We start from the raw sequence: 25,706 nt of genomic DNA, 5'->3' as shown, positions 1-25,706 counted from the left end.
CGGACTACACGTCGCGCAGGTCGGCCGCGCTGGCCGCGACCGCGCCGATCGAGTCGGCGGCTGAGGTCAGCAGGTCGGCGCCGAGCGCCTGGTCGACGGTGAGCGTCATCAGCGTCTCGCCACCGGCCTCGCGGCGGGCCACCTGCATGGCGGCGATGTTGACGCCGGCCTCGCCGAGCAGCGTGCCGACGGTGCCGACCACGCCGGGCCGGTCGGCGTAGCGCAGGAAGACCAGGATGCCCTCCGCGCCGATCTCCACGTCGAAACCGTCCACCTCGGTCAGCTTGAACACGTCCCGGGTGCCGGTGTGCGCCACGGTGCCGGAGACGCGGACGGTGCGCCCGTCCGGCAGCGCCCCGCGCACGGTCACCAGGTTCGGGTGGTCGACGCTCTCGCCCGGCGTGGCGAGCGTGACCTCGACGCCCCGCTCGGCGGCCAGGTGCGGCGCGTTGACGTAGGTGACCTGCTCCTCCACCACGGAGCTGAACAGGCCCTTGGTCGCGGCGAGCTTGAGCACCGACACGTCGTGGGCGGCGATCTCACCGCGCACCTCGACGGTGACGCTGGCGGCCACCCCGCCGGCCAGGGCGGTGAACGCCCGACCCAGCCGCTCGGCCAGCGGCAGCAGCGGGCGGACGTCCTCGGCGACCACGCCGCCGGCCTGCACGTTCACCGCGTCCGGGACGAACTCGCCCTGGAGCGCGAGCTTGACGCTCTTGGCCACCGCGAGACCGGCCTTGTCCTGCGCCTCGTTGGTGGAGGCGCCCAGGTGCGGGGTGGCCACCACGTTGTCGAAGGCGAACAGCGGCGAGGAGGTGCACGGCTCCTTGGCGTACACGTCGACGCCGGCGCCGGCGACCCTGCCCTCCGCGATCGCGTCGGCGAGCGCCTGCTCGTCGACCAGACCGCCGCGGGCGGCGTTGACGATCCGGACGCCCGGCTTGACGATCGCCAGCTCCTTCTCGCCGATCAGGCCGACCGTCTCCGGCGTCTTCGGCAGGTGGATCGAGATGAAGTCGCTCTCCCGCAGCAGCTCCTCCAGCCCGACCAGGCGGACGCCGAGCTGCGCGGCGCGGGCCGGCTGGATGTACGGGTCGTACGCGATCAGCCGGGTGCCGAACGCGGCGATGCGCTGCGCGAAGAGCACGCCGATGCGGCCGAGGCCGACCACGCCCACGGTCTTGCCCTGGATCTCGACGCCGGTGTACTTGGACCGCTTCCACTCCCCCGCCTTGAGCGCGGCGCTGGCGCTGGCGGTGTTGCGGGCGACCGCGAGCAGCAGCGCGACGGCCTGCTCGGCGGCGGAGACGATGTTCGAGGTGGGCGCGTTGACGACCATGACGCCACGCGCGGTGGCGGCCGGCACCTCGACGTTGTCCAGGCCGACGCCGGCCCGGGCGACCACCTTCAGCCGCGGCGCGGCGGCGATCGCCTCGGCGTCGATCTGGGTGGCGCTGCGTACGATCACCGCGTCGGCCTCGGAGAGGGCGGAGAGCAGAGCGGGGCGGTCGGTGCCGTCCACGTGGCGCACGTCGAAGTCGTGCGCGAGCACCTCAATGGCGGCGGGGGCGAGTTCTTCGGCGATCAGTACGACAGGATTCATCGGTCCTCGTAGACGCTCGGTAATGGTTCGGCCTGGGGCGCCGGGACGCCGCGCTGCGCCCTGCGCCGATCCGTGCCACGGCCGTCGGGTGCGCTCGGGCACCACACCAAGGATGGTAGGGGGCCGCCCGCCCGGCGTGTCCCGGACTGCGGGGTGAGGGCCCTCACACAGGCCCGTCGCACGCCTGTCATCCCCCGTTCACCGGGGGCGGTACGGGACGAGGCGTTACTCACCGTGTCCCAGGACGTGAACGGACTGCGGCCCGCGGCCCGACGCCGGGGAGAGCGTCGGGTCGCGGGCCGCACTTGGGGAGGCTCAGGCGGTCTCGGTGATCGGCCGGTCGACCCAGCTCATCATGGCCCGCAGCTTCTGCCCGGTCTCCTCGATCGGGTGCGCCGCGCCCTCGGCCCGCCACTTGGCGAAGTTCGGCCGGCCGGCCTCGTCCTCGGCCACCCACTCGCGGGCGAACTCGCCGGACTGGATCTCGCCGAGGATCTTGCGCATCTCCTCCTTGACCCGCGAGTCGATGACGCGCGGGCCGCGGGACAGGTCGCCGTACTCGGCGGTGTCGGAGATGCTGTAGCGCATCCGGGCGATGCCGCCCTCGTACATCAGGTCGACGATGAGCTTCAGCTCGTGCAGGCACTCGAAGTAGGCCACCTCGGGCGCGTAGCCGGCCTCGGTGAGCACCTCGAAACCGGTCTGCACCAGCGCCGCCGCGCCACCGCACAGCACCGCCTGCTCGCCGAACAGGTCGGTCTCGGTCTCCTCGGTGAACGTGGTCCGGATCGCGCCGGCCCGGGTGCCGCCGATCGCCTTGGCGTAGGCCAGGGCCAGGCCGAACGCGTTGCCGCTGGGGTCCTGCTCGACCGCGACCAGGCAGGGCACGCCCTTGCCGTCGACGTACTGGCGCCGGACCAGGTGACCGGGGCCCTTCGGGGCGACCATCGCCACGTCCACGTCGGCCGGGGGCTTGATCAGGCCGTACCGGATGTTGAAGCCGTGCCCGAAGAACAGCGCCTTGCCCGCGGTCAGGTTCGGCGCGATGGCCTCGGCGTAGAGACCACGCTGCGCCGTGTCCGGCGCCAGGATCATGATCACGTCGGCCTCGGCCGCCGCCTCGGCGGGCGTGAGCACCCGCAGGCCCTGCTCCTCGGCCTTCGGCCGGCTCTTCGACCCGGCGGGCAGACCGATCACCACGTCGACGCCGGAGTCGCGCAGCGACAGCGCGTGCGCGTGGCCCTGGCTGCCGTACCCGATCACGGCGACCTTGCGGCCCTGGATCAGGCCCAGGTCGGCGTCGTCGTCGTAGAACACCTCAACGCTCATTGACTTCCCTTTCGTACGGCGGTGCCCGTCGGCCCGTCGAAAAACTTGTGGGTACGGATCAGGCGGCGCGCAGGGCCGGGCCGGCGGTGATGGCCCGCGAACCACGCCCGATGGCCACGGTGCCGGACTGGACCATCTCCTTGATGCCGAACGGCTCCAGGTCGCGCAGCAGCGCGTCGAGCTTGTCCGGCGTGCCGGTGGCCTCGATGGTCAGCGTGTCCGGCGCGACGTCGACCACCCGGGCGCGGAACAGGCCGACCGTCTCCAGCACCTGGGCGCGGGCCGCGCGGTCCGCGCGGACCTTGACCAGCAGCAGCTCGCGCGCCACCGACACCTGCGGGTCCAGCTCCACGATCTTGAGTACGTTGACCAGCTTGTTGAGCTGCTTGGTCACCTGCTCCAGCGGCGAGGACTCGGCGTTGACCACGATGGTGATGCGGGAGACGTCCGGGTTCTCGGTCTCGCCCACGGCGAGGCTGTCGATGTTGAACCCGCGCCGGGAGAACAGCCCGGACACCCGGGCGAGGACACCCGGCTTGTTCTCCACCAGCACGGACAGCGTGTGCATAGTCATTAGAGTTCGTCCTCGTCGAACGCGGGGCGCACACCCCTGGCGAACATGATCTCGTCGTTGCTGGTGCCGGCGGCGACCATCGGCCAGACCATCGCGTCCTTGCCGACCACGAAGTCGACGACCACCGGCGCGTCGTTGATCGCCATGGCCGCCTCGATGGTCTTGTCCACGTCGGCGGCGTTCTCGCAGCGCAGTCCGACGCAGCCGAGCGCCTCGGCGAGCTTGACGAAGTCCGGGATGCGGTGCTTGTGCGTGCCCAGCTCGGTGTTGGAGTAGCGCTCCCCGTAGAACAGCGTCTGCCACTGCCGGACCATGCCGAGGTTGCCGTTGTTGATCACGGCGACCTTGATCGGGATACCCTCCAGCGCGCAGGTGGCCAGCTCCTGGTTGGTCATCTGGAAGCAGCCGTCGCCGTCGACCGCCCACACCGTGGTGTCCGGCTTGCCGACCTTGGCGCCCATCGCGGCCGGGACGGCGTAACCCATGGTGCCCAGGCCACCGGAGTTGAGCCAGGTGTGCGGCTTCTCGTACGAGATGAACTGGCTGGCCCACATCTGGTGCTGGCCGACGCCCGCCACGTAGACCGCGTCCGGGCCGGCGATCTCGCCCAGCCGCTTGATCACGTACTGCGGGGAGAGCGTGCCGTCGGCCGGCTCCTCGAAGCCGAGCGGGTAGCGCTCGCGCAGGTCGTCGAGCTGGGCCCACCAGTCGGTCAGGTCCACCGACGGGTGCGCGGCCTGCTCGGCGGTGACGGCCGCGATCAGCTCGTCGATCACGTGCCGCGCGTCACCCACGATCGGGACGTCGGCGTGCCGGTTCTTGCCGATCTCGGCCGGGTCGATGTCGGCGTGCACCACTGTCGCGTCGGGCGCGAACGAGTCGAGCTTGCCGGTCACCCGGTCGTCGAAGCGGGCGCCCAGCGCCACGATCAGGTCGGCCTTCTGCAGGCCGTAGACCGCGGCGACGGTGCCGTGCATGCCGGGCATGCCCAGGTGCTGGCGGTGCGAGTCGGGGAACGCGCCCAGCGCCATCAGCGTGGTGACCACCGGGATGCCGGTCTGCTCGGCCAGCTTGCGCAGCCCCTCGGTGGCGCCGGCCTTGAGCACGCCGCCGCCGACGTAGAGGACCGGACGGCGGGCCGAGGTCATCAGCCGGGCCGCCTCGCGGATCTGCTTGCCGTGCGGGTGCAGCGTGGGCCGGTAGCCGGGCAGGTCGAGCGTGGGCGGCCAGGAGAAGGTGGCCGGCGCCTGGAGCACGTCCTTCGGGATGTCGACCAGCACCGGGCCGGGCCGGCCGGTCGCCGCCAGGTGGAACGCCTCGGCCAGCACGCGCGGGATCTCGTCGGCGGTCTGCACCAGGAAGTTGTGCTTCGTGATGGGCAGCGTGATGCCCTGGATGTCCGCCTCTTGGAAGGCGTCGGTGCCGATCGACGGCCGGGCCACCTGCCCGGTGATCGCCACCATCGGGACCGAGTCCATGTACGCGTCCGCGATCGGGGTCACCAGGTTCGTCGCGCCCGGCCCGGAGGTGGCGATGCAGACGCCGACCCGGCCGGTCGCCTGCGCGTAACCGGTGGCCGCGTGCCCGGCGCCCTGCTCGTGCCGGACCAGGATGTGCCGGACGGTGGAGTCGTAGAGCGGGTCGTAGGCGGGCAGGATCGCGCCGCCCGGAATGCCGAAGACCACGTCGACGCCGAGCGCCTCGAGCGACCGCACGAGCGAACCGGCGCCCGAGACCTGCGCGGTGGCGGGCTCCCGTACGGGCGTCTCGGTGGTGGTGGCCGCCGCGGCGGTACGGCCGGGGCGGGCGGCGGGGTCGGAGTCACCGGCCGCGCCGGTGCCGGAACGGGCACGGCGGGCGGAGTGGGCGAGGGTCTCTGGCGTGGGTCTCGTCATGGCGGTTCAAGCCTTCGGAAGTGAGTGGGTGACGCGCTTCTCAGGATGGGACGGGGAGGTCCCGGCGATGGTCCGACGGCAACAAAAAAGCCCACGTGCAGGATGCACGGGGCCAGCGCACTCTCGGTGGGAGAGTGCGCTCAGGTAAGTACTCGCGGCGACCGGTTCGACGACATGCGGCTAAGCCTGACGCATCTCACGCGATGAGTCAACTGATCCCACATTTTGGTTCACGGACGTGGGCGTGTCGGTCACCGGCAACCCCTCCACACCCGGCGCCACCTGCGAAGATCCCTCCATCGGGGGACGCTGGGCGGGCACCGCGGCGGGCGGATTGTTGCGCAGCCGGGGCAGCAGCGGCGACGGGGCGCGCGCCGGCGCGGGCGGGGGCGCCGGCGGCATCGCGGTGTGCCGGTTGCCGGGCGCCGTCGCCGCCTCCAGCATCGCCTCCAGGTGCTCGGCCGGTACGCCCCAGCCGAACAGCGCGCCCTGGCCGAACCGGCACCCGGCGGCCACCACGGCGGCCAGCTCGGTCGGGTTGGTGACGCCCTCGGCGATCACCTCCAGCCCGAGCTGGTGACCCAGGCGCATGACGATGTCGACCATCGGGGCGAACGCCGGGCCGTCCCGACCGACCGGCCGCACCGGCTCGTGCTCGGCGACCAGACTGTGGTCGATCTTGAGAATGTCGATCGGCAGCCGCCGGAGCTGGCCGAGGGACGAGTAGCCGGCGCCGAAGTCGTCAAGCGCGATCCGGACGCCGGTCAGCCGCAGCGCGGTGAGCCGCCGGATCAGCTCGTCCAGGTCGGTGGCGACCGCGTGCTCGGTCACCTCCAGCACCAGCCGCTGCGGCGGCACGTGGTGCGCGCGCAGCGCGTCGGCGACCTGGACCACGTACTCCGGAGCGTGCAGCTCTCGCGGCGAGACGTTCACCGACACCCAGACGTCGTGCCCGTCGGCCAGCCAGCGGGAGAGCTGGTAGCAGGCCTGGTGCAGCACCCACGCGCCGAGCTTGGCGATCATCCCGCACTCCTCGGCGAGCGGGATGAACTCGTCCGGCCGGACGTTGCCCAGCTCCGGGTGCCGCCAGCGCAGCAGCGCCTCCGCGCCGACCGGCCGCACCGACGGCAGCGAGGCCACCGGCTGGAAGACCAGCCGCAGCTCGTCCCGCTCGATCGCGCCGCGCAGCTCGTGCTCCATCCGGGTACGCCGGCTCAGCAACTGGTCGTACGTGGCGTCGTAGCGCTCGATGCGGTTCTTGCCCCGCTGCTTGGCGTACCGCAGCGCCAGGTCGGCGTAGCGCAGCAGCAGCTCGACGTCCTGTTCACCGTGCCCGGCGGCCACTCCGATGCTCACCGACAGGAAGACCGGCCCGTCCCCCTGCTCGTACGGCCGGCCGAGCACCCCGAGCAGGCGGTCGGCGACCGGACCGGGGTCGGCCGCCCCGTGCATCAGCACCGCGAACTCGTCGCCGCCGAGCCGGGCGGCCAGGTCACCCGGGCGCAGGTTGCCCCGCAGCCGCCGCCCCACCTCGACCAGCACCGCGTCGCCGACGTCGTGCCCGCGCATGTCGTTGACGTTCTTGAAGCCGTCGAGGTCGAGCCCGAGCAGCACGCACGGCACGCCCGCCTCGGCACTGCGGTGCAGGGCACGCAGCAGTCCGCGCCGGTTCGCCAGCCCGGTCAGCGGGTCGGTGTGCGCCAGCTCGCGGAAGTGCGCCTCCCGCTCGGCGAGCCGGACGGCGTAGCCGCGCACGTCGTTGAGGGCCAGGTACTGCCGGGTCACCAGGGCGAACCCCTCGACGGTGCCGGCCACGATGGCGTACCCGTCGAACCCGCCGCCCTGCACCAGGTGGTACATCGCGGATGCCGCCATGGCGAACATCGGCACGAAGGCGTACTCGCCGTCGCGGCGGATGAAGTCGACGTCGAGCTGCGTCAGGTCGGCCCGGCGCCCGGCCACGGCGGTGGCCAGCAGACCGGCGGCGGTCAGCACCGCGCCGGTGACCACCATGCCCGGGCCGGCCTGGCAGAGCCCGGCGGACACGGCCAGCCCGCCGGCCGTCACCGCTATCGCGCCGGCGGCGAGCAGCGTCAGCCACCCGCGCGGCGGCGCGACCCGCAGCACGACGATCATCGTGAGCCCGGTGGTGAGCGCCGCGCTGACGGTGGCCAGCACGATCGGCAGGCAGGCGACCGGGGTGGCGTCGCCGAGCAGCCGGGTCGGCTCGCTGAACGCCACCCAGCCGACGAACCAGAGCGCGCTGCCCATGATCAGGCCGTCGAGCAGCAGCCGGGCGGTGGCGGCCCGGGTCGCGGCGGCGCCGGGCAGCCGCAGGACGGCGGCGCCGAGGCCGAGCGCCGCGAGCGTCGTACCGACGGAGACGAGGACCGCCCACCCGGTCCGCTGGCCCTGCCGGTGCGCCCAGTGGTCGCCGGCTGCCAGCAGTCCGCCGAGACCGACCAGGAGGCTGAACAGGGCGGCACCGGCGGCGACCGCGAGCAGCAGGTGGGCCGGCCGGCGGGGGCCGGTGCGGCGCCGCACCGACGCGGCGAGCAGCACGGCGGCACCGGCCGCGGCGATCCCGCTCAACACCGCGACGGTGACCATCCCCGGGGACGACTGCACGCGTCAACTCTGCCGGATGAGCGCCTCCCGTGGGGCACCGGGTGTGCAACTGTTGGGACACAGGGTGCGGGCCGGAGGATCGCCGCGCGGATGGTGTCAGACTGGTTGTCATGCCTGAGCTGCGGTCGAGGACCTCCACCCACGGTCGGACGATGGCCGGCGCCCGTGCCCTGTGGCGGGCCACCGGGATGACCGACGACGACTTCGGCAAGCCGATCGTCGCCATCGCGAACAGTTTCACCCAGTTCGTACCCGGTCACGTCCACCTCAAGGACCTCGGTGGCCTGGTCGCCGACGCGGTGGCCGAGGCCGGCGGCGTCGGCCGGGAGTTCAACACGATCGCCGTGGACGACGGCATCGCCATGGGCCACGGCGGCATGCTCTACTCCCTGCCCAGCCGGGAGCTGATCGCCGACGCGGTGGAGTACATGGTCAACGCGCACTGCGCGGACGCCCTGGTCTGCATCTCCAACTGCGACAAGATCACCCCGGGCATGCTGCTGGCCGCGCTGCGGCTCAACATCCCGACCGTCTTCGTCTCCGGCGGCCCGATGGAGGCCGGCAAGACGGTGGCGATCGAGGGCGTCGTGCACTCCAAGATCGACCTGATCGACGCCATGATCGCCTCCTCGAACGAGGCGGTCACCGACGACCAGCTCGGCGAGATCGAGCGCTCCGCGTGCCCGACCTGCGGCTCCTGCTCCGGCATGTTCACCGCCAACTCGATGAACTGCCTCACCGAGGCCATCGGCCTGGCGCTGCCCGGCAACGGGTCGACGCTCGCCACCCACGCCGCGCGGCGGTCGCTGTTCGTCGAGGCCGGGCGCACCGTCGTCGAGATCGCCAAGCAGTGGTACGCCAACGACGACGCCTCGGTGCTGCCGCGCTCGATCGCCGGCCGGGAGGCGTTCGAGAACGCGGTCGCCCTCGACGTGGCGATGGGCGGCTCCACGAACACCGTGCTGCACCTGCTCGCCGCCGCCCGCGAGGCGGAGCTGGACTTCGGCGTCGCCGACATCGACGCGATCTCGCGCCGGGTGCCGTGCCTGGCCAAGGTCGCCCCGAACTCGCCGAACTACCACATGGAGGACGTGCACCGGGCCGGCGGCATCCCGGCCATCCTCGGTGAACTGGACCGCGCCGGGCTGCTGCACCGCGACGTGCGCGCGGTGCACTCCCCCAGCCTCGACAAGTGGCTGGCCGACTGGGACGTCCGGAGCGGCTCGGCCACGCGGGAGGCGGTCGAGCTGTTCCACGCCGCGCCGGGCGGGGTGCGCACCACCGAGCCGTTCTCCACCACCAACCGCTGGTCGTCGCTGGACACCGACGCGGCCGGCGGCTGCATCCGGGACCGGGAGAACGCGTACAGCGCGGACGGCGGCCTGGCCATCCTGCACGGCAACCTCGCGCCGGCCGGCTGCGTGGTGAAGACCGCCGGCGTGCCCGAGGAGTGCCTGACGTTCCGCGGCCCGGCCAAGGTCTACGAGTCGCAGGACGACGCGGTGACCGCGATCCTCGCCAAGGAGATCGTCGCCGGGGACGTGGTGGTGATCCGGTACGAGGGCCCGAAGGGCGGTCCCGGCATGCAGGAGATGCTCTACCCCACCTCGTTCCTCAAGGGCCGCGGGCTGGGCCGTTCCTGCGCACTGCTGACCGATGGCCGGTTCTCCGGCGGCACCTCCGGCCTGTCCATCGGGCACGTCTCCCCGGAGGCTGCCTCCGGCGGGCTGATCGCGCTGGTGCGAGACGGCGACGAGATCGTCATCGACATCCCGGGCCGGTCGATCGAGCTGAACGTGCCCGCCGACGAGCTGGAGGCACGCCGGGTGGCCGAGGAGAAGCGGGACCGCCCGTACACCCCGGTCGACCGGCAGCGTCCGGTGTCGGCGGCGCTGCGCGCGTACGCGTCGATGGCGACCTCGGCCAGCGACGGCGCCTACCGCCGCGTCCCGGAGTGAGCAGCGCGGGGCCCTGCTACGGGGCCCCGCGCGTCGCCCGCCGCCGGTAGGGTCCGGCGGCGTGGAGACGACGGTGAGCTACGCGCGACTCGTAAGGCCGGCGATCGACCGGGTCTACGTGGGTGCCCGCTGGGGAGCCCGCGCCCGGATGGAGGCGTTCTACGCCGAGCGGGGCTGCACACTCGGCGCGGAGAACAGCTTCTTCTCCGGTGTGCTGGCCCGGCCGATCCCGGCCGAGGCGCTGGCCGACGGCCTGATCTACACCTCCGGAAGCATGGACGAGGAGCTGGAGCAGGGCATCGTCGTCCGGGACGCCGAGGGCGCCTGGCACCTCACCGACCTCGGCCGCGAGCTGACACTGTTCGCCCAGCGGGCCACCGGCGAGGCCGCCGAGGAACTGTGGACCATGCTGCCCGACGCGCTGCCCGGTCTGAGCGTCGTGCCCCGCCTCGCCGACCTGGTCGGCCGGGTGCTGACGCACGCGCAGGCCACCGGCGGGCCGGCGTTCCGGGCGATGTCCCCGCCGTACGAGCCGGAGGGCGCCTCCCCGGCGCTGCTGCTCGTCACCCGGCTGGGCTCGCTGCGCCACCACCGCGCGGACGCGCACCGGGCCGCGTGGCGGGCCGCCGGGCTGACCGCCGACGAGATCCGCGCGCTGCCGGACGGCCCGGAACGCACGGCGATCGAGGCGGACACCGACCGCCGCGACGAACCGGCGTACGCGGTGCTCACCGAGGCCGAGCGGTGGGAACTGCTGGCCGGTCTCGCCGCCCTGCCCAACTAGCGCTCTCGGCCCTCACAACCGTCGGGTGGAACATCATGGGTGTCAAACGGTGCCGTAGACACCCATGACGTTCCACTCACGGCGCAGCGGCGCGTCAGGACTGGGCCGGGTCCTCCCCGGCCGGGGCGGTGCCGTCTGTCGGCAGGCCGAACTCCGCCGGTGAGTTCTCGTCGGTGCCGTCCAGGTCCGCGTGCGGCTCGTCCGGGGTGACGTCGTCGGGGTCGGCGCCTCCGGCGTGCAGTTCGGAAAGCTCAACCGGATCAGTCATGCCGTGCTGGTACCCGCCCGGCGCCGCCCGAACCGCTCGGCCGCGGGCCGTCGAGCGACGCCGCGACTGTCCGTCAGGGCCGAACATTCTTCAAGTCGTCGAGCAGGCCCGGCCGGGCCGGGGTCCAGCCGGCCGCCCCCACTACGGGCGGATCGGCGGCATCACTCGCCGGAGCTGTCCGAGGAACCAGATCCGCCGGGCGTTCCCTGGGTGTCGAACTCGGGGCTGTCCTGGGAGGAGATGGCGGTGGAGACGAGGCTGGAGGCGACCGGCTGTACGGGGATCACGTCCTCCGGCGTACGCAACCGGGGCGGCGCGGGCATCCACGGCTTGAGGTTCTGGATGATCTGCTCGTAGAAGCCGTCGACGGCGTGCAGCACGGAGTCGATGAAGGCACCACGGCCGCTGCCACGCTTGGTTCCCGCGGCCGTGCTCTGGGCGATGCGGAATGCCCGCAGTTCGCGCGTGGGATCGCTGATGAGCGTCGTCGGCTCGGCGCGGACCTGGCGGAGGAGATCCGTGGCGCCGCCGCCTCGGGCGTGCATGGCGAATGCCTCGATCCGGACTGTGTCCGGGGCGTCCTTCAGTTGACGGACCAGCCAGTTCACCCGCGTGGTCGGTCGGCCAGACCGTGGGGCGTCGACATCGACATGGCAGACGATCTGCCCTGCCCGCAGGTCGGCCGTGACGTGAAGGTGGCCGACCGCACCCGGGATCCGGATGCTGCCGGTCAGGGTGCCGGCACTGGCGAGTTGGTTGGCGAGCGACTGGGTGCGCGCGGCCGGATCGGCGAGGTCGCGGCGGCTCAGCGCGGGAGTCACGTCGGTGCCGAGCTGTCGACCGAGTCGGAGGCATGCGTAACGGATCAGGGCGTCGAAGCGTCCGGCGACCTGCGCTGCCGCACCGTCGCCCGTCCGTAGTGTCCCGGCCGACACCCCATCCCGAACCTGCACCCACGCCGGCCCCATGTCGCTGAACTCAAGAGCGCCCGAGCGCGGGTGTTCGAGGTATCGGATCAGCTCGCCCAGAACCCATGCCTGATCCGGGTCTGCGACGCCGCGGTACTCCTTCTGGATCACCGCCTGGGTGAGGATCTCCGTCCAGGGCAGGTGGTACAGGGCGACCTTGCGTAGTTTTCGCCGATCGACGGTCGTCGGGTGCTGGCCCGGGACGGGGGCTATCTCGTTGGAGATCGTGATGAGGGCGTCGAATCCCTGTTCCCGTGCGATGTCCAGATAGGCCTCCAACTGCTCGGACCGCAGCGGGTTGCTGCCGGTCTTCACCTCCAGGAGTGCGGTCCACTGGCGCTGCCCCCTGGTGACGCGGATGAGACCGTCCGGGAAGAGCTGCTGATTTCCGAGTTTGAAGGGAACCTCGATGAAGGTCTGCACCACTCCGGCCGGTGCGCCGACGGACTGGGTCAGGACACGTCCGAACTCCCGGACCGCGCTCATCACCGCCAGCAGGGCGGATGTCGCCCGGCGTTCCTGCTCGTCCGCGCCGTTGATCCCGGAAGTGGGAATCAGGCGGGCCGCGAGCCAGGTTTCCTCAGACATAAAGTGACTCCTCGTGAATGCGGTGGTACGAGAAGTTACTCGCGAGCCCGGCCGGAAAGCGGCGCGACAATTGGCGCGTACGACCGGAAAGAGCTGACCAGTCGGATGTCGAGCGATCCGTCCCGGTCGAAACCGAATGCCGGACGGATAGGCCATGTCATCAGTTCGGCTTTCGTCGGCTCTCAAGTCCGATACCTGACTGCGAATGGCGCAGCCCTTCCCGGTGCTGCCCCAACGGGGTTCAGGCGCTGGACCGGTGTCGTTCCAGGCCGTCGAAGAGCAGGTCGAGGGTGAACTCGAACTCGGTCTGGCTGTCGCACCACCCGAGCGCCGGATCCGTCGCGTCGTGGGTCTCGGCGGCGACCATCGCGGCCAGGTGCGGCAGTCGTTCGGCCAGCGCCACCATCGCGGCCTCCGCGTCCGCCTCCCCGCCCGCGTCCGGCCGGAACACCTCCTGCGCGAAGCCGAGCGCCAGGCTGCCGAAGGCGTGCAGCGCCCGGTGGGCGATCCGGTACGAGAAGCCGCCGTCGACGAGGGTGGCGAGGATCCCGTCGTAGTAGGCGTACACCCCGGCGGGGACGGTCGGGCGGGAGCTGAGCAGCGCCGGGGCCCACGGGTGCCGCAGCATGACCGTGCGCGCGGCGAGGAAGCGCAGTCGCAGCCGGGTTCGCCAGTCGACGCCGGGCGCGTCCGCCTCGGCCTGCTCGGCGGCTGAGGTGATCTCCGCGGCGACGGCGTCCACGAGGCCGTCGAGCAGCCCGGCCTTGCCGGGCAGGTGGTGGTAGAGCGACATGGCCTCGACGCCGAGTTCGGCGGCGAGCCGGCGCATCGTGAGCGCCACCATCCCCTCGGCGTCGACAAGGGCGATCGCGCTGGCGAGGGCTCGCTCGCGGCTCAGCGGCTCCCGAGGTTTCCTCGCTTCCATCCGGCTCCCCATCTCCCCTTGACCTTACAACGTATGGTTGGCCTTACGACGTAAGGCAAGCTCAGCCACAGCACGTCGATCACCCCCGAGGAGCCGCCATGCACCAGTTGATCCGTACCGCCCGCGTGACCGGGCTGTTCTACCTCGGGCTCGCCGTCACCGGCGCTCTGGGGTTCCTCACCGTCCGCCCCATGATCTTCGACGCCGACGACGCGGGCACGACGCTCGCCAACCTGGTGGCCCACGAGTCGCTGGCCCGCGCCGGCATCGCCCTCGAACTACTGGTCGTCCTCACCCAGACGTTCACCGCCGTCTGGTTCTACCGCCTGTTCCGCACTGTCGACGGCACCGCCGCGGGCAGCATCGCCGCCTTCGGACTCGTCAACGCCGTCGCGATCCTCGGCAGCGCCGCCGTCCTCGCGACAGCCCTGGGGGTGGCGACCGGCGGGCCGGGCGACGCCGACACCGTCCAGCTGCTCTACCTCGTCAGCGGAAACCTGTGGGAGGTGGGCGGCCTCTTCTTCGGCCTCTGGCTGGTGCCGATGGGCTGGTGCGTGCTCCGGTCGGGCTGGCTGCCCCGCGCTCTCGGCTGGATCCTCGTCGCCGGCGGCGTCGGCTACGTGCTCATGACGTTCGTCGCGTACCTCGCCCCCGGCGCCGGCATCGCCGGTGACCTGCTGGTGGTGCCGGCCACCGTGGGCGAGGTGTGGATCCTCGGCTACCTGATCGTCTTCGGCGTGCGCAGGCGGGCACTCGAAGGGACCGCAGCCTAGGCGGGGCTCGCGGCGAGGGCGACACCCCGGGCGTACCGGATGGCGGCCGGGGTGTCCGGGAACACCAGGCCCTCGCGGCGCAGCTCGTCGGCGACGCCGAGCGTGCTGAGCACCTGGTCGTGGCCCGGGGTGATGCCGGAGAGCAGCACGGTGATCCCCCGAGCCCGCAGCCGGACGATGGAGTCGCCGAGCACCTGCGCGCCGGTGGCGTCGATGGTGGAGACGCGGGACATCCGCAGGATCACCACCCGCACGTCGGCCACCTCGGCCAGCTCCAGCAGGAACGTGTGCGCGGCGGCGAAGAAGAGCGGCCCGTCCAGCCGGTACGCGACGATGTGCTCGGCGAGCAGCGCGTGCTCCTCGGCGCTGTGCTCGCCGGTGTCCAGCGGCACCTGTTCCAGCTTGGCGCTGCGGGCCACCGCGCGCAGCGCCAGGACGACAGCCACGGCGAGCCCGACGACCACGGCGGTCACCAGATCCCAGATGACAGTGACGGCGAACGTCAGCACCAGCACCACCGCGTCGGCCCGGGTGGCCCGCATGAGCGCCAGCAGGGAGGCCGCCTCCACCATCCGGACCGTGGTGGCGAGCAGCACCCCGGCCAGTGCGGCCAGCGGGATGCGGCCGACCAGCGGGGCGGCGGCGAGCACGATCGCGGCGAGGGCGACCGCGTGGGTGAGCGCGGCCAACTTCGAGGACGCCCCGGCGCGCACGTTCACCGCCGTACGGGCGATGGCGGCGGTCGCCGGGATGCCGCCGAAGACCGGGGAGGCGAGGTTGGCCAGGCCCTGACCGAACAGTTCCCGGTCCGGGTCGTGCCGCTCGCCGACGGTCATGCCGTCCGCCACCGTGGCGGAGAGCAGGCTCTCCAGGGCGGCGAGCGCGGCCACCGCCAGGGCGCTCGGCAGCAGTACGCCCAGCGCGCCGAGGTCCACGAAGTCCAGCGACGGCGCGGGCAGCCCTTGCGGCAGCTCGCCGATCCGGGCCAGGTCGATCGGAGCCAGCTCGGCGAGGAGCGTCGCGGCGGCCACCCCGACCAGGGAGAACGGCACGGCGGGGCGCCACCGGCCGCCGAGCAGCATCAGCGCCGCCACGCCGAGCGCCACGGCGATCGCGGCGGGCCGGGGGTGCGCGGCGAACCGGGCGACCGCGTCGGCTGCGACCGCCCACACCTTCTCGCCGTGCGTGCCGGTGACGCCGAGCGCGGCCGGCACCTGTTGCAGCGCGATCACCACGGCGATGCCGGCGGTGAAGCCCTCGATGACCGGGGCCGGCAGGTAGCGGACGTACCGGCCGAGGCGGGCCAGGGCGAGCGCGATCAGGATCAGCCCGGCCAGCGCGCCGACCATCAGCACGCCACCGGCGCCGAACTGCTGCACCACCGGCACCAGCACGACAGTCATGGCCCCGGTGGGACCGGAGACCTGGAGGTTCGAGCCGCCGAAAACCGCCGCGACTGCCCCGGCGACGACGGCGGTGACCAGGCCGGCCTGCGCGCCGAGCCCGGAGGTGACGCCGAAGGCGAGCGCCAGCGGCAGCGCCACCACCGCGACGGTGAGTCCGGCGAGCAGGTCGCGCCGGGGCGAGCGGCGCGCGGCCGCCCAGTCGGCCCGGCCGGGCAGCAGCCCGCCGAACAGCCGGCCCGCCCGCCGTACGACGTCACCGGCGCGAGCGGCAGCCGCCGCGCTCACCGGTCCGTCCCCGAGGCCCGCAGTTCGTCCAGCAGGGCGTCCCGGTCGGTGAGGACCGCGCCGAGGATGCGCCGCCCGGCGGCGAGCAGGTCGGCCACGTCGGGGGTGCTGAGCGCGTACATGACCAGGGGGCCGTCCCGGTACGAGGTGACCATGCCGGCGCGGCGCAGCACGGCGAGCTGCTGGGAGAGGTTGGACGCCTCCACGTCGATGGCGGCGAGCAGGTCGCGGACCGGCAACGGCCCGTCCTGGAGCAGCTCGAGCACCCGGATGCGCACCGGGTGCCCGAGGGTGCGGAACAGCTCCGCCTTGGCCTGGTACAGCGGCACCGACATGACCCACCCCTCCGACGACTCTGAAGACTTTAGCACTTGCAGAAATCTTCAAATCGACGGAGATGGAGGTGGCCGCCTCAGCCCAGGTCGTTGACGCAGCGCAGCACCGGGCGGCGGGTGAGCGCGTCGGCGTCGAGCGGGCCGGGCGCGTGCACGGTGAACGTCGCGCTCTCTCCCGGCAGCAGCGTCACCAGCGCCCGGTCCACCTGCGCGGCCGGGTCGAGGCGGTCCGGGAACAGCGTCAGGTCGCGCAGCACGGTCCGCGCGGTCACCCGGACCCGCAGGCCGCCGTCGGCCGGCTCGACGGTCGCGTCCCACTGCGCCGCCGGCCACCGCACGTCGCGGTCCTCGGCGAAGAACCACAGCGCGCGCTCCGCGGCGTCCCCGGCGTCCGCGACCAGCAGTTCGGCACGGCCGTCGTCCGGCCGCGCCAGCTCCGCCGGCAGCGCCAGCACCACCGAGGAGTACGCGGGGACGTCGAGGTCGACCGAGGTCTTCGCCCTCGGCTCCCCGGTGACCGTCAGCCGGGTGACGGTGGCCGGCCCGCTCCACGCGTCGGCGGTGTCGTTCACCGCCACCAGCGCCAGCCCGCCGTCACGCGGCTGCACGGTGAGCAGCCGGTCGGCGTAGGCGCGGCGCAGCGCGTACCACAGGGGTTTGCGGCGCCCGTCGCCGTCGATCGCCGACCAGGACGTGACCGGCCAGCAGTCGTTGAGCTGCCACACGACGGTGCCCGTGCAGACCGGCCGGTGCGAGCGGAAGTGCTCCACGCCGAGCTGGATGGCGCGGGCCTGGTTGAGCTGGGTCAGGTAGTGCCAGTCGTCGAAGTCGGCGGGCGGCGGCAGGTGCGCGTCCAGCCCGCGCCGGAGCTTGCGGTCCCCGTCGGCCGCCTTCTGGTGGTGGGCCATACCCGGCGAGTCGTGCGCGAGCGGGTCGTCGGAGAGGGCCCGGCGCAGCGTCGCGTACGCGGGCGGCGCCTGGTAGCCGAACTCGGCCACGAACCGGGGCACGTAGTCCCGGTAGCGGGTGTAGTCGTCGGTGTTCCACACGTCCCAGATGTGCGTGGTGCCGTGCGCCGGCTCGTTGGGGTGGACGTCCTCGCTGCCGGACCAGGGGCTACCCGGCCAGTACGGGACCGTGGGGTCCAGCTCGCCGACGATCGCGGGGAGCAGTTCCAGGTAGTAGCCGCGTCCCCAGGTGCGCCCGGCCAGGGGTTCCTGCCAGTCCCAGTCGTGCCAGCCCCAGATGTTCTCGTTGTTGCCGGTCCACAGCACCAGCGAGGGGTGCCCGGCCAGCCGCGTCACCTGCTCCCGGGCCTCCGCCTCGACCTCGGTGCGGAACGGCTCCTCCTCCGGGTACGCCGCGCAGGCGAACAGGAAGTCCTGCTGCACCAGCAACCCGATCTCGTCGGCGAGCCGGTAGAAGTCGTCCGACTCGTACCGGCCGCCGCCCCAGACGCGCAGCAGGTTGACGTTCGCGCCGGCCGCCTGGGCGAACCGCTGCGCCAGGCGCTCCCGGGTGACCCGGTTTCCGAACGCGTCGTCGGGGATCCAGTTGACGCCCTTGACGAACACCGGCACGTCGTTGACGTGCAGCGTGAACGGGGTGCCGTGGGCGTCGGGCGTGGTGTCCAGGCGTACCGAGCGGAACCCGATCCGCCGGGACGCGGCGTCCAGCTCCCGGCCGTCGGCGCCGTGCAGGCTCACGTCGAGGTCGTACAGCGGCTGGTCGCCGTACCCGATCGGCCACCACAGCGCGGGATCCGCGACGGTGAGCGTCACGACGGCGGTCCGCTTCCCCGCCGGTACGGCGGCCTCGGCGATGACCCCGGCGACGGCGGCGCGGACGGTCAGCGGCTCGTCGCCGGCCCGCTCGACCTCGGCGCGCAGTTCCACCCGGCCGGTGCCGTCGACCACCGTGACCAGCGGCCGGACCGAGGCGAGCCGGGCGGTGGACCAGGCGTGCAGGCCGATCTCCTGCCAGATGCCGGCGGTGACGAGTGTCGGTCCCCAGTCCCAGCCGAAGTTGCAGGCGGTCTTGCGGATGAAGTGGAACGGCTCCGGGTACGCGTTGGGCCGGTCACCGAGCCGGTCCCGGTGCGCCTCGGCGTACCGGTACGGGGAGTCGAAGCGTACGGCCACTGTGTTGGTGTCCGGGCGCAGCAGCGCGCGGACGCCGAAGCGGTACGAGCGGTGCTGGTTCTCGGTGCGGCCGATCTCGACGCCGTTGAGCGTGATCGTGGCGACCGTGTCCAGCCCGGCGCAGACCAGGTCGACCCGGTTGTCGTCGCCGGGCTGCCGGTCGAACGTGGTCTCGTAGAGCCAGTCGGTGCGGCCGATCCAGGTGAGGCGGTTCTCGTTGTCGTCCAGGTACGGGTCAGGGATGAGGCCCGCCGCGAGCAGATCAGTGTGCACGCATCCGGGCACTGTCGCCGGCACCGCCGCCCCGGCGATCTCCGGCGGCACCGCCGGACCGGCCTCGGCCCGCAGCGTCCACCCCTCGTGCAGCAGCGTTCGACGGCTCACGACTTCACCGCGCCTTCCATGATTCCGCGGACGATCTGACGTCCACCGATGAACAGCATGACCAGCAGGGGGACGGTGGCGATGAACGCGCCCGCGAGCACCCGCCGGTAGATCACGTAGTTGCCGCTGGCCAGGTCGGAGACCGCCACCATCGACGTCGGGTAGTCGGTGCCGCTGAGCGTAATCAGCGGCCACTGGAAGTCGTTCCAGGTGGCCACGAACGTGAGCAGCCCGAGCACCGCCAGGGCCGGGCGGATCGCGGGCAGCACGATCGTGGCGTACACCCGCATGGTCGTGGCGCCGTCGACCCGGGCCGACTCAATCAGCTCGTCCGGGACGGTGTTCACGATGAACTGCCGCATGTAGAACACGCCGAACGCGGTGACCAGGCCGGGCGCGATAACCGCGAGCAGCGTGCCGTTCCAGCCGAGCTTGCCCATCACGATGTACAGCGCGACGATGCCGAGCTGGTTGGGGACGGTGAGCGTGAGCACCACGAACAGCATCAGCGCGCGGCTGCCCCGGAAGCGCAGCTTGGCGAAGGCGAACCCGGCCAGCGAGCAGAAGAACAGCACCGAGGCGGTCACGACCACGGAGACGATGACGCTGTTGACGAGGGAGGCGGCGAAGTAGACGTCCTGGAGGGAGAAGACCTCGTCGACGTTCGTGAGGAACCGGTCGCCCGGTACGACGGCTGGTGGCAGCTTCGCCAGCGCCTCGTCGTCGCTGGTGGCGATGACGAACATCCAGTAGAGCGGGAACGCGGCGAACAGCATGCTCACCGCGAGGAGCAGGTAGGTCCAGAGCCCGGCCGGGGTGTCCTGTGGCGCGCGGGCCACCACACGTCGCGTCGTCACCGGCGCCCTCCGGAGAGTCGGTTGGTCAGCAGGTAGTTGAGGCCGGCCACGATCAGGATGATCAGGAACAGCGCCCAGGACATCGCGGCCGCGTACCCGAGGTTGAGGTCCTTCCAGCCGACCTTGTAGATGAGCTGGGCGATGGTCTGCCACTCGCCGTCCGGCCCGCCGGTGGCGGCCTGCGCGTTCGGGTCGAACAGCATCGGCTCGGTGAACAGCTGCAACCCGCCGATGGTCGACAGGATGACTGTGAACAGGACCACCGGCTGGATCATCGGCACGGTGATCCGCCAGAGCTGCTTCCACGGCCCGGCGCCGTCGATCGCCGCGGCCTCGTAGACGTCACGCGGGATGGACTGCATGGCGGCCAGGTAGAGCAGCGCGTTGTAACCGATCCACTTCCAGTTGACCATGGTGGCGATGGCGATCCAGGCGTGCAGCTTGTCCGCCCGCCAGTCGATCGGATCGTCCGCGCCGCCGATGCCGAGCAGACCCAGCGCCCAGTTGGCCATGCCGAAGTCGCGGGAGAAGAAGACGCTGAACACCATCGTCGAGGCCACGATCGGTGTCACGTACGGCAGCAGCACGCCCACCCGCCACCACGTCTGCGCCCGCAGCTTGCGGTTGAGCAGCGACGCGACCAGCAGCGCGAGCAGCAGTTGCGGGACGGTGGAGAGCAGGAAGATGCCGAACGTGTTGGCCAGGGCGTTCCAGAAGTCCTCGTCGGCGATCAGGCGGCTGAAGTTCTCGGTGCCGGCCCAGTACGGCAGCGTCGGGTCGTCCAGCCGGTAGTTGCGCAGCGACACGACCGCGTTGAACAGCAGCGGGAACAGCCCGAACACCACGAAGAGCAGGAAGAACGGCGCGATCATCAGGTACGGCACGTACCGCATGTCGAAGCGGTACAGCCGGTCGCGCCAGGTCATCCGCCGGTCGGCTGCTCCGGTACGGCCGCGCCTGCGCGCGGGTGGACGGTCGGGCGGCGCGGCACGGGTGCTGGACATCGGTTCGCTCCAGGGCCGGGAGATCGGACGGTGACGGGGCGGACCGGGCCGCCCCGTCACCGCTGACACGTCAGGACTTGGCGGCCTTCTCGGCCTCCTTGACCGCCTCGGACCAGGCGGCGTCGGACTTGAGCGACTTGTTCTCCACCCGCCGGATCACGTTCTCCACCGCCACCCGGGTCGGGCCGTTCCTGCGGCCCAGGTACTGCGGGGTGAGGCCCTGCGCCATCTTGGGGAAGATCTGGCCGACGGGGGCGTCGTTGAAGAACGGGTTCTTGAAGTCGGCGATGGCCGGGTCGGCGTACAGCGCCGGCTGCGACGGCAGGTTGCCGACCTTCTTGAAGATCTCGATCTGCTGTTCCGGCGCGACCAGCCAGGTCAGCAGCTTGTACGCCTCGTCGACGTTCTTGCCCTGCTTGGGCAGGGTCAGGAAGGAGCCGCCCCAGTTGCCGCCGCCACCGGGTACCGCGGCGATGTCCCACTTGCCCTGGGTGCCGGGTGCGGTGTCCTTGATGTGGCCGAGCATCCAGGCCGGGCAGGCGAGCACCGCGAACGCGCCGCTGGTGAAGCCCTTGTCCCAGTCGGCCTGGAAGCTGACCAGGTTGGCCGAGAGCCCGGCGCCGACGGCCTTGACCGTGTAGTCGAACGCCACCTTCGGGCCCTGCTCCATCCGGAGCTGGTCCTGCTCGTCGTAGAACCCGACCGGCTGCTGGCCGAGGATCGGGTTGAACAGGTTGGTGCCGGCGTCGATGAACTTCTTCCTGGTCGTGGCGGTGTACTGCTGGCCGACCTCGATGAACCTGTCCCAGGTGGGCCAGAGTGCGGACACCTGGTCGCGTCCGGTGGGCAGGCCGGCGGCCTTGAACAGGTCGGTGCGGTAGCACATGGCCAGGCCGCCGACGTCGGTGCCGAGGCCGATCTGCGTCTTGCCGTCCGCCGACAGCGACTGCTTCCACTTCCAGGGCAGGTACTTGCTCTCGTACGAGCCGGCGCCCTTGTCGAGCAGGTTGACGAACTTGTCGGACTGGCTGCGGAACTGGACCATGAAGCCCTCGTCGATCGCCGCGATGTCCGGCGCTCCGTTGCCCGCGACCAGCTTCTTCTGCAGGTCCTCGTGCTGGGCGTTGTACTCGCCGGAGTTGAGCTGGATCTTGACGTTCGGGTGCTCGGCCTCGTACCTGGCCTTCAGGTCCTGGAGCCCGAAGTCGCCCCAGAAGTTGATTTTCAGCGTGACCTGACCACCGGCCGAGTCCGAGCCGCCGGTGGTGCTCCTGCCGCTGCAGGCGGCGACCATGACCAGGCTGACGGCACCGACGGCGGCCACGCGCGCCAGGTGCGTCCAGGACCGTCTCATCTCATCCTCCGCGCCGAATGGGAACGCTCCCGAATATCGAGAGACGTTGACTGAACCGGATAAGTGACGCCACCGTACGGTTCCCATTCATGACTGTCAACGGTCGGTTACTGATGTGCCCGCCCGGTAACCTCGCCGCCGCTCACGACCGCGTTCCGGGCCGCTCGCGACGGACGCCGACGGGCCCGCGATCTAAGCTGAACCGCACAAGCGACCGCCGCCGGATGTCGTCCATCGACGCGGCCGGTGACACCCGGGCCCGGCGCGGCGTGCAGTAGCGTCACCAGACGCCGGTGATCCGGCGACCGAGAACGCCCGCGAGGGCCGGACACAGTGGAGGAACGCTCCGGTGAAGCGGCCGACCATCGCCGACGTCGCCCGGCGCGCCGGGGTCTCCAAGGGCGCGGTGTCGTACGCCCTCAACGGGCAGCCCGGCGTCTCCGAGGCGACCCGGCAACGGATCCTCGCCATCGCCGCCGAGATCGGGTTCCGTCCGAGCAGCGCCGCCCGCGCGCTGTCCGGCGCCACCGCCAAGGCCGTCGGGCTGGCGCTGTGCCGCCCCGCGCGGATACTCGGCATCGAGCCGTTCTTCATGGAGCTGATCAGCGGCGTCGAGGCCGAACTGTCGGCCCGCTCGTACGCGCTGACGCTCCAGGTGGTCAGCGACCAGGAGGCCGAGATCGCGGTCTACCGGCGGTGGTGGGCCGAACGCCGGGTGGACGGCGTGCTCGTGTGCGACCTGCGCACCGACGACCGGCGGGTGCCGGCGCTGGAGGAACTGCAACTACCCGCGGTGGTGATCGGCGGGCCCGGACACACCGGCGGCCTGGCGAGCGTCTGGTCCGACGACGCGGCGGCCCTGGTCGAGACCGTGGAGTACCTGGTCGCGCTCGGCCACCGGCGCATCGCCCGGGTCGGCGGGCTGCCCTCGCTGCTGCACACCGAGATCCGCACCGAGGCGTTCACCGGCGTGTGCCGGCGGCTCGGGCTGGACGAGGCCACGACCGTCTGGTCCGACTACACAGGCGAGGAGGGCGCGCGGGCCACCCGCCGGCTGCTCAGCTCCGCCGGCCGCCCCACCGCGGTGATCTACGACAACGACGTGATGGCGATCGCCGGGCTGTCCGTGGCCCAGGAGATGGGCCTGACCGTACCCGGCGACCTGTCCATCGTGGCCTGGGACGACTCACCGCTCTGCCGCCTGGTGCACCCGCCGCTGACCGCACTGGGCCGGGACATCCCGGCGTACGGCGCGCACGCCGCCCGGCAGCTCCTGGCCGTGATCGCGGGCGAACCGGCCGCCGTCGTGCAGGACGAGACGGCGCACCTGACGCCGCGCGGCAGCACCGCCCCACCTCGTACGACGGCCCGCTGAACCGGTTCAGCTCACCGAGCCGTGGACGGGTACTCCTCGAACCACGCCTCGACCCGCTCGGCGGTCGCCGGGCGGGCCAGCGCGAAGCCCTGGCCGTACCGGCAGCCGGCCCGCCGCGCGCCCGCCACCTGCCCCTCCGACTCCAGCCCCTCGACCACCAGCTCCACGCCGAGCCGGTCGGCCAGGTTCGCCACCACGTCGATCAACGGACGCTGCCCGTCCCCGCCCGGGCCGACCAGGTGCGGCCCCACCTTGAGCAGGTCGATCGGCAGCCGGCGGAGCTGCGCGAGCGAGGCGTGCTCGGCCCGGAAGTCGTCGAGCGCGATCCGCACGCCGATCGACCGCAGACCGGCCAGCCGGGCCACCACGGTGGAGGGCTCCGCGCCCACCACCGGCTCGGCCACCTCCACCACCAGCCGTTCCGGCGCCACGTCGTACGCGGCCAGCGCGGTAGCGGTACGCGCCACGAAGTCCGGCGCGGCCAGCTCGCGCGGCGTCACGTTGACCGCCATCCACAGCTCACGGCCGCCCTCCGACCACGCGGCGGCCTGCCGGCAGGCCCGGTCCAGCACCCACCGCCCGATCTCGCCGGTCAGGTCGAGGTCGGCCGCCACCGGCAGCAACTCGGCCGGGAGCACGGTGCCCAGCGCCGGGCTGCGCCAGCGCAGCAACGCCTCCGTACCTACAGGCATCCGGTCGGCGAGCGCCACCACCGGCTGGTAGACCAGGTCCAGCTCGCCGCGCGCCACCGCGCCGGGCAGCTCCCGCTCCAGATCCAGGCGCCGGACCAGTTGCTCCTCCAGGTAGGCGTCGTACCACTCGACCCGGTCCCGGCCGAGCTGCACCGCCCGGCGGCGGGCCAGGTCCGCCTGCCGCAGCACGTCCTCCGGATCGCCGCCGCTGGTCTCGGCCAGCCCGACGCTCACCCCCAGCCGGGCGACGCCGGCGGGCCGGGGATACGGCTCGCCCAGCGCCGCCAGCAGCCGCAGGCCGAGCGCGTACGCGAGCACCGGCCCGGCATCGGTGAGGACCGCGTACTCGGTGTCGCCGAGCCGGGCGACCAGATCGTGTGTCTCGGAGCCCGCCCGCAGCCGGCGCGCGGCCTCGGTGAGCACCGGTCCCTCCGGCACAGCGCCCCCCATTCCGTGCAGGTCGACGACGAGCAGCGCGCCACCACTGCGTTCCGCCATCGCCCGGATCAGATCCGCGCGCGTCAGCGGCATCGGGTCGACTGTCCGACCGTCCGGTCCGAGCCGGCGCCGCAACCACGCCTCACGGGCCGCGAGCCGTTGCACCCGGCGGCGCTGGTCGGCGGCGGCGAGCAGCTCACCCACCATGATCGGCGGAATGACGGTCAGACCCAGGGCCATCGCGCCGGTGCTGAACTGCCCCGCCGTACCCAGGTGGATCCCGGCGGCCAGCGCGGCGATCCCGGCCGGCGCGGTGAGGCGGGGCCAGGCGGCCGGCGCCACCTCCAGGCCCGGCCGTTCGCCGCCCGAGGTACGCCGGGCGCCTGCGGCGGTGAGCAGCGCCCCGGCCACCAGCGGCGCCGCGACGAGCGGCAGCGCCCGGTCCGGCGCACCGTAGGCCAGCAACACCACGAGCAGTGTCAGCCCGCCGAGCGTCAGGGCCGCGCCGGCGTGGCAGCGCGCGGCACCCGGCCGGCGGCGGCGTTCGGCGGCGGCCGCCACCGCGAGCACGGCGAGCACCGCGGCGCCGCCCGCCGCGGCGACCCCGGCGACGGCCGGGACCGGGCCGCCCGGCAGCAGCATCCAGCCCGCGAAGACCAGGCTGACGCCGAGCGCGAGCACGTCGACGGTACGGCGCACCAGCTCCGGGCCGGACAGCCGGGAGCGGCCGGGTAGGCGCAGCAGGGCCGTCACGTGCAGCGCCCCGGTGAGGCACAGCCCGGCGAGCGCGATCGGCAGCCGGTGGGCGGCGTCGCTCAGTGGCAGCACCGCGACGGTGAGCCCGGCGACCAGGACGGCGCTGTCGAGGATGGCGGCGACCCGGCGGGACAGGGCGGCCCGGCGCGCCCGCCGCCCGTTGGCTGCGGGCATGTGGGTCGGTGTGGCGGCTCCGGCCAGCCAGGCTAGCCGGACGCAGGCGAGGGCGAAGCCTCCGGCGACGGCGAGCGCGGCGGCGGCCGGGCCGGGCAGGGCACCGGCGACGCCGGCGAGGAGGAAGACCGCGCCGGTGAGCGACACGGCGACATCGGGCAGGATCGATCGCCGACGGGGAACGGCGGGAGGGGGGACGGTCACGGCGGTCG

At 72.5% G+C, this 25,706-nt stretch carries 19 protein-coding genes; 4 read left to right on the top strand and 15 right to left on the bottom strand.

What is annotated here, in order from left to right; genetic code table 11:
- Window positions 1–4: 4 nt before the first annotated feature.
- The 5 genes from serA to F8279_RS10415 all read right to left on the bottom strand — a co-directional run bounded on the left by serA (window position 5) and on the right by F8279_RS10415 (window position 8,029).
- Complete coding sequence (gene serA, locus F8279_RS10435) at window positions 5–1,603, bottom strand: phosphoglycerate dehydrogenase (RefSeq protein WP_091419358.1); 1,599 nt, start codon at window positions 1,601–1,603, stop codon at window positions 5–7.
- Window positions 1,604–1,918: 315 nt separating this feature from the next.
- A complete protein-coding gene (gene ilvC, locus F8279_RS10430) occupies window positions 1,919–2,932 on the bottom strand; it encodes a ketol-acid reductoisomerase (protein WP_091419355.1) in 1,014 nt (337 codons plus the stop codon).
- A gap of 58 nt (window positions 2,933–2,990) precedes the next feature.
- Window positions 2,991–3,506 carry an acetolactate synthase small subunit gene (gene ilvN, locus F8279_RS10425; protein ID WP_013284504.1) on the bottom strand — a complete coding sequence of 172 codons (516 nt, stop codon included), beginning with the start codon at window positions 3,504–3,506 and terminating at the stop codon, window positions 2,991–2,993.
- Complete coding sequence (locus tag F8279_RS10420) at window positions 3,506–5,401, bottom strand: acetolactate synthase large subunit (RefSeq protein ID WP_091419353.1); 1,896 nt, start codon at window positions 5,399–5,401, stop codon at window positions 3,506–3,508. The genes ilvN and F8279_RS10420 overlap by 1 nt, the downstream gene beginning before the upstream one ends.
- 180 nt (window positions 5,402–5,581) lie before the next feature.
- Window positions 5,582–8,029 (bottom strand): bifunctional diguanylate cyclase/phosphodiesterase, encoded by a 2,448-nt coding sequence (locus tag F8279_RS10415; protein WP_151499807.1) that lies wholly within the window; start codon window positions 8,027–8,029, stop codon window positions 5,582–5,584.
- A 110-nt stretch (window positions 8,030–8,139) separates the two neighbouring features.
- Between F8279_RS10415 and ilvD the strand changes: the two genes are divergently transcribed.
- Together ilvD and F8279_RS10405 are read left to right on the top strand one after the other, a co-directional pair.
- Window positions 8,140–9,987 (top strand): dihydroxy-acid dehydratase, encoded by a 1,848-nt coding sequence (ilvD, locus tag F8279_RS10410; protein WP_091419348.1) that lies wholly within the window; start codon window positions 8,140–8,142, stop codon window positions 9,985–9,987.
- A gap of 61 nt (window positions 9,988–10,048) precedes the next feature.
- Complete coding sequence (locus tag F8279_RS10405; protein WP_225853218.1) at window positions 10,049–10,771, top strand: hypothetical protein; 723 nt, start codon at window positions 10,049–10,051, stop codon at window positions 10,769–10,771.
- Between the two features lie 94 nt (window positions 10,772–10,865).
- On the opposite strand, the gene F8279_RS30250 is transcribed toward F8279_RS10405, so the two are convergent.
- The 3 genes from F8279_RS30250 to F8279_RS10395 all read right to left on the bottom strand — a co-directional run bounded on the left by F8279_RS30250 (window position 10,866) and on the right by F8279_RS10395 (window position 13,532).
- Complete coding sequence (locus F8279_RS30250) at window positions 10,866–11,039, bottom strand: hypothetical protein (RefSeq protein WP_175438697.1); 174 nt, start codon at window positions 11,037–11,039, stop codon at window positions 10,866–10,868.
- Window positions 11,040–11,200: 161 nt separating this feature from the next.
- A complete protein-coding gene (locus F8279_RS10400; RefSeq protein WP_091419345.1) occupies window positions 11,201–12,595 on the bottom strand; it encodes a stress response protein in 1,395 nt (464 codons plus the stop codon).
- Between the two features lie 241 nt (window positions 12,596–12,836).
- Entirely contained in the window at window positions 12,837–13,532 is a 696-nt protein-coding gene (locus F8279_RS10395) for a TetR/AcrR family transcriptional regulator C-terminal domain-containing protein (protein ID WP_151499806.1), read from the bottom strand.
- An 86-nt stretch (window positions 13,533–13,618) separates the two neighbouring features.
- Between F8279_RS10395 and F8279_RS10390 the strand changes: the two genes are divergently transcribed.
- Window positions 13,619–14,293: a DUF4386 domain-containing protein gene (locus tag F8279_RS10390; protein WP_151499805.1), complete on the top strand. Its 675-nt coding sequence runs from the start codon at window positions 13,619–13,621 to the stop codon at window positions 14,291–14,293.
- On the opposite strand, the gene F8279_RS10385 is transcribed toward F8279_RS10390, so the two are convergent.
- The 6 genes from F8279_RS10385 to F8279_RS10360 all read right to left on the bottom strand — a co-directional run bounded on the left by F8279_RS10385 (window position 14,290) and on the right by F8279_RS10360 (window position 22,059).
- Window positions 14,290–15,930, bottom strand: coding sequence for a SulP family inorganic anion transporter (locus tag F8279_RS10385; protein WP_192580672.1), 1,641 nt, complete (start codon window positions 15,928–15,930; stop codon window positions 14,290–14,292). The two genes, F8279_RS10390 and F8279_RS10385, sit on opposite strands and share 4 nt — an antisense overlap.
- Before the next feature lie 50 nt (window positions 15,931–15,980).
- The gene (locus F8279_RS10380; RefSeq protein ID WP_091419334.1) at window positions 15,981–16,319 is read right to left on the bottom strand and encodes a helix-turn-helix transcriptional regulator; all 339 of its coding nucleotides are present in this window, start codon (window positions 16,317–16,319) and stop codon (window positions 15,981–15,983) included.
- 77 nt (window positions 16,320–16,396) lie between these two features.
- Window positions 16,397–18,844 carry a glycoside hydrolase family 2 protein gene (locus F8279_RS10375; RefSeq protein ID WP_151499803.1) on the bottom strand — a complete coding sequence of 816 codons (2,448 nt, stop codon included), beginning with the start codon at window positions 18,842–18,844 and terminating at the stop codon, window positions 16,397–16,399.
- On the bottom strand, window positions 18,841–19,701 hold the full coding sequence (locus F8279_RS10370) for a carbohydrate ABC transporter permease (protein ID WP_091419328.1): 861 nt from the start codon (window positions 19,699–19,701) through the stop codon (window positions 18,841–18,843). Before F8279_RS10370 ends, F8279_RS10375 begins: the two co-directional genes overlap by 4 nt.
- Window positions 19,698–20,705, bottom strand: coding sequence for a carbohydrate ABC transporter permease (locus F8279_RS10365; protein WP_151499802.1), 1,008 nt, complete (start codon window positions 20,703–20,705; stop codon window positions 19,698–19,700). Before F8279_RS10365 ends, F8279_RS10370 begins: the two co-directional genes overlap by 4 nt.
- A 70-nt stretch (window positions 20,706–20,775) precedes the next feature.
- Window positions 20,776–22,059 (bottom strand): ABC transporter substrate-binding protein, encoded by a 1,284-nt coding sequence (locus tag F8279_RS10360; RefSeq protein ID WP_151499801.1) that lies wholly within the window; start codon window positions 22,057–22,059, stop codon window positions 20,776–20,778.
- Between the two features lie 349 nt (window positions 22,060–22,408).
- Between F8279_RS10360 and F8279_RS10355 the strand changes: the two genes are divergently transcribed.
- A complete protein-coding gene (locus tag F8279_RS10355) occupies window positions 22,409–23,434 on the top strand; it encodes a LacI family DNA-binding transcriptional regulator (RefSeq protein WP_091419321.1) in 1,026 nt (341 codons plus the stop codon).
- 11 nt (window positions 23,435–23,445) lie between these two features.
- Here the strand turns inward: F8279_RS10355 and F8279_RS10350 are convergent, their stop codons facing one another.
- The gene (locus F8279_RS10350) at window positions 23,446–25,698 is read right to left on the bottom strand and encodes a bifunctional diguanylate cyclase/phosphodiesterase (RefSeq protein ID WP_225853219.1); all 2,253 of its coding nucleotides are present in this window, start codon (window positions 25,696–25,698) and stop codon (window positions 23,446–23,448) included.
- Window positions 25,699–25,706: the final 8 nt, after the last annotated feature.

This window comes from Micromonospora sp. AMSO1212t, from assembly GCF_008868145.1.
GTDB classification, from domain to species: domain Bacteria; phylum Actinomycetota; class Actinomycetes; order Mycobacteriales; family Micromonosporaceae; genus Micromonospora; species Micromonospora tulbaghiae.
The sequence above is the reverse complement of the archived record's forward strand: the minus strand, read 5'-3'. Positions and strand labels throughout refer to the sequence as shown.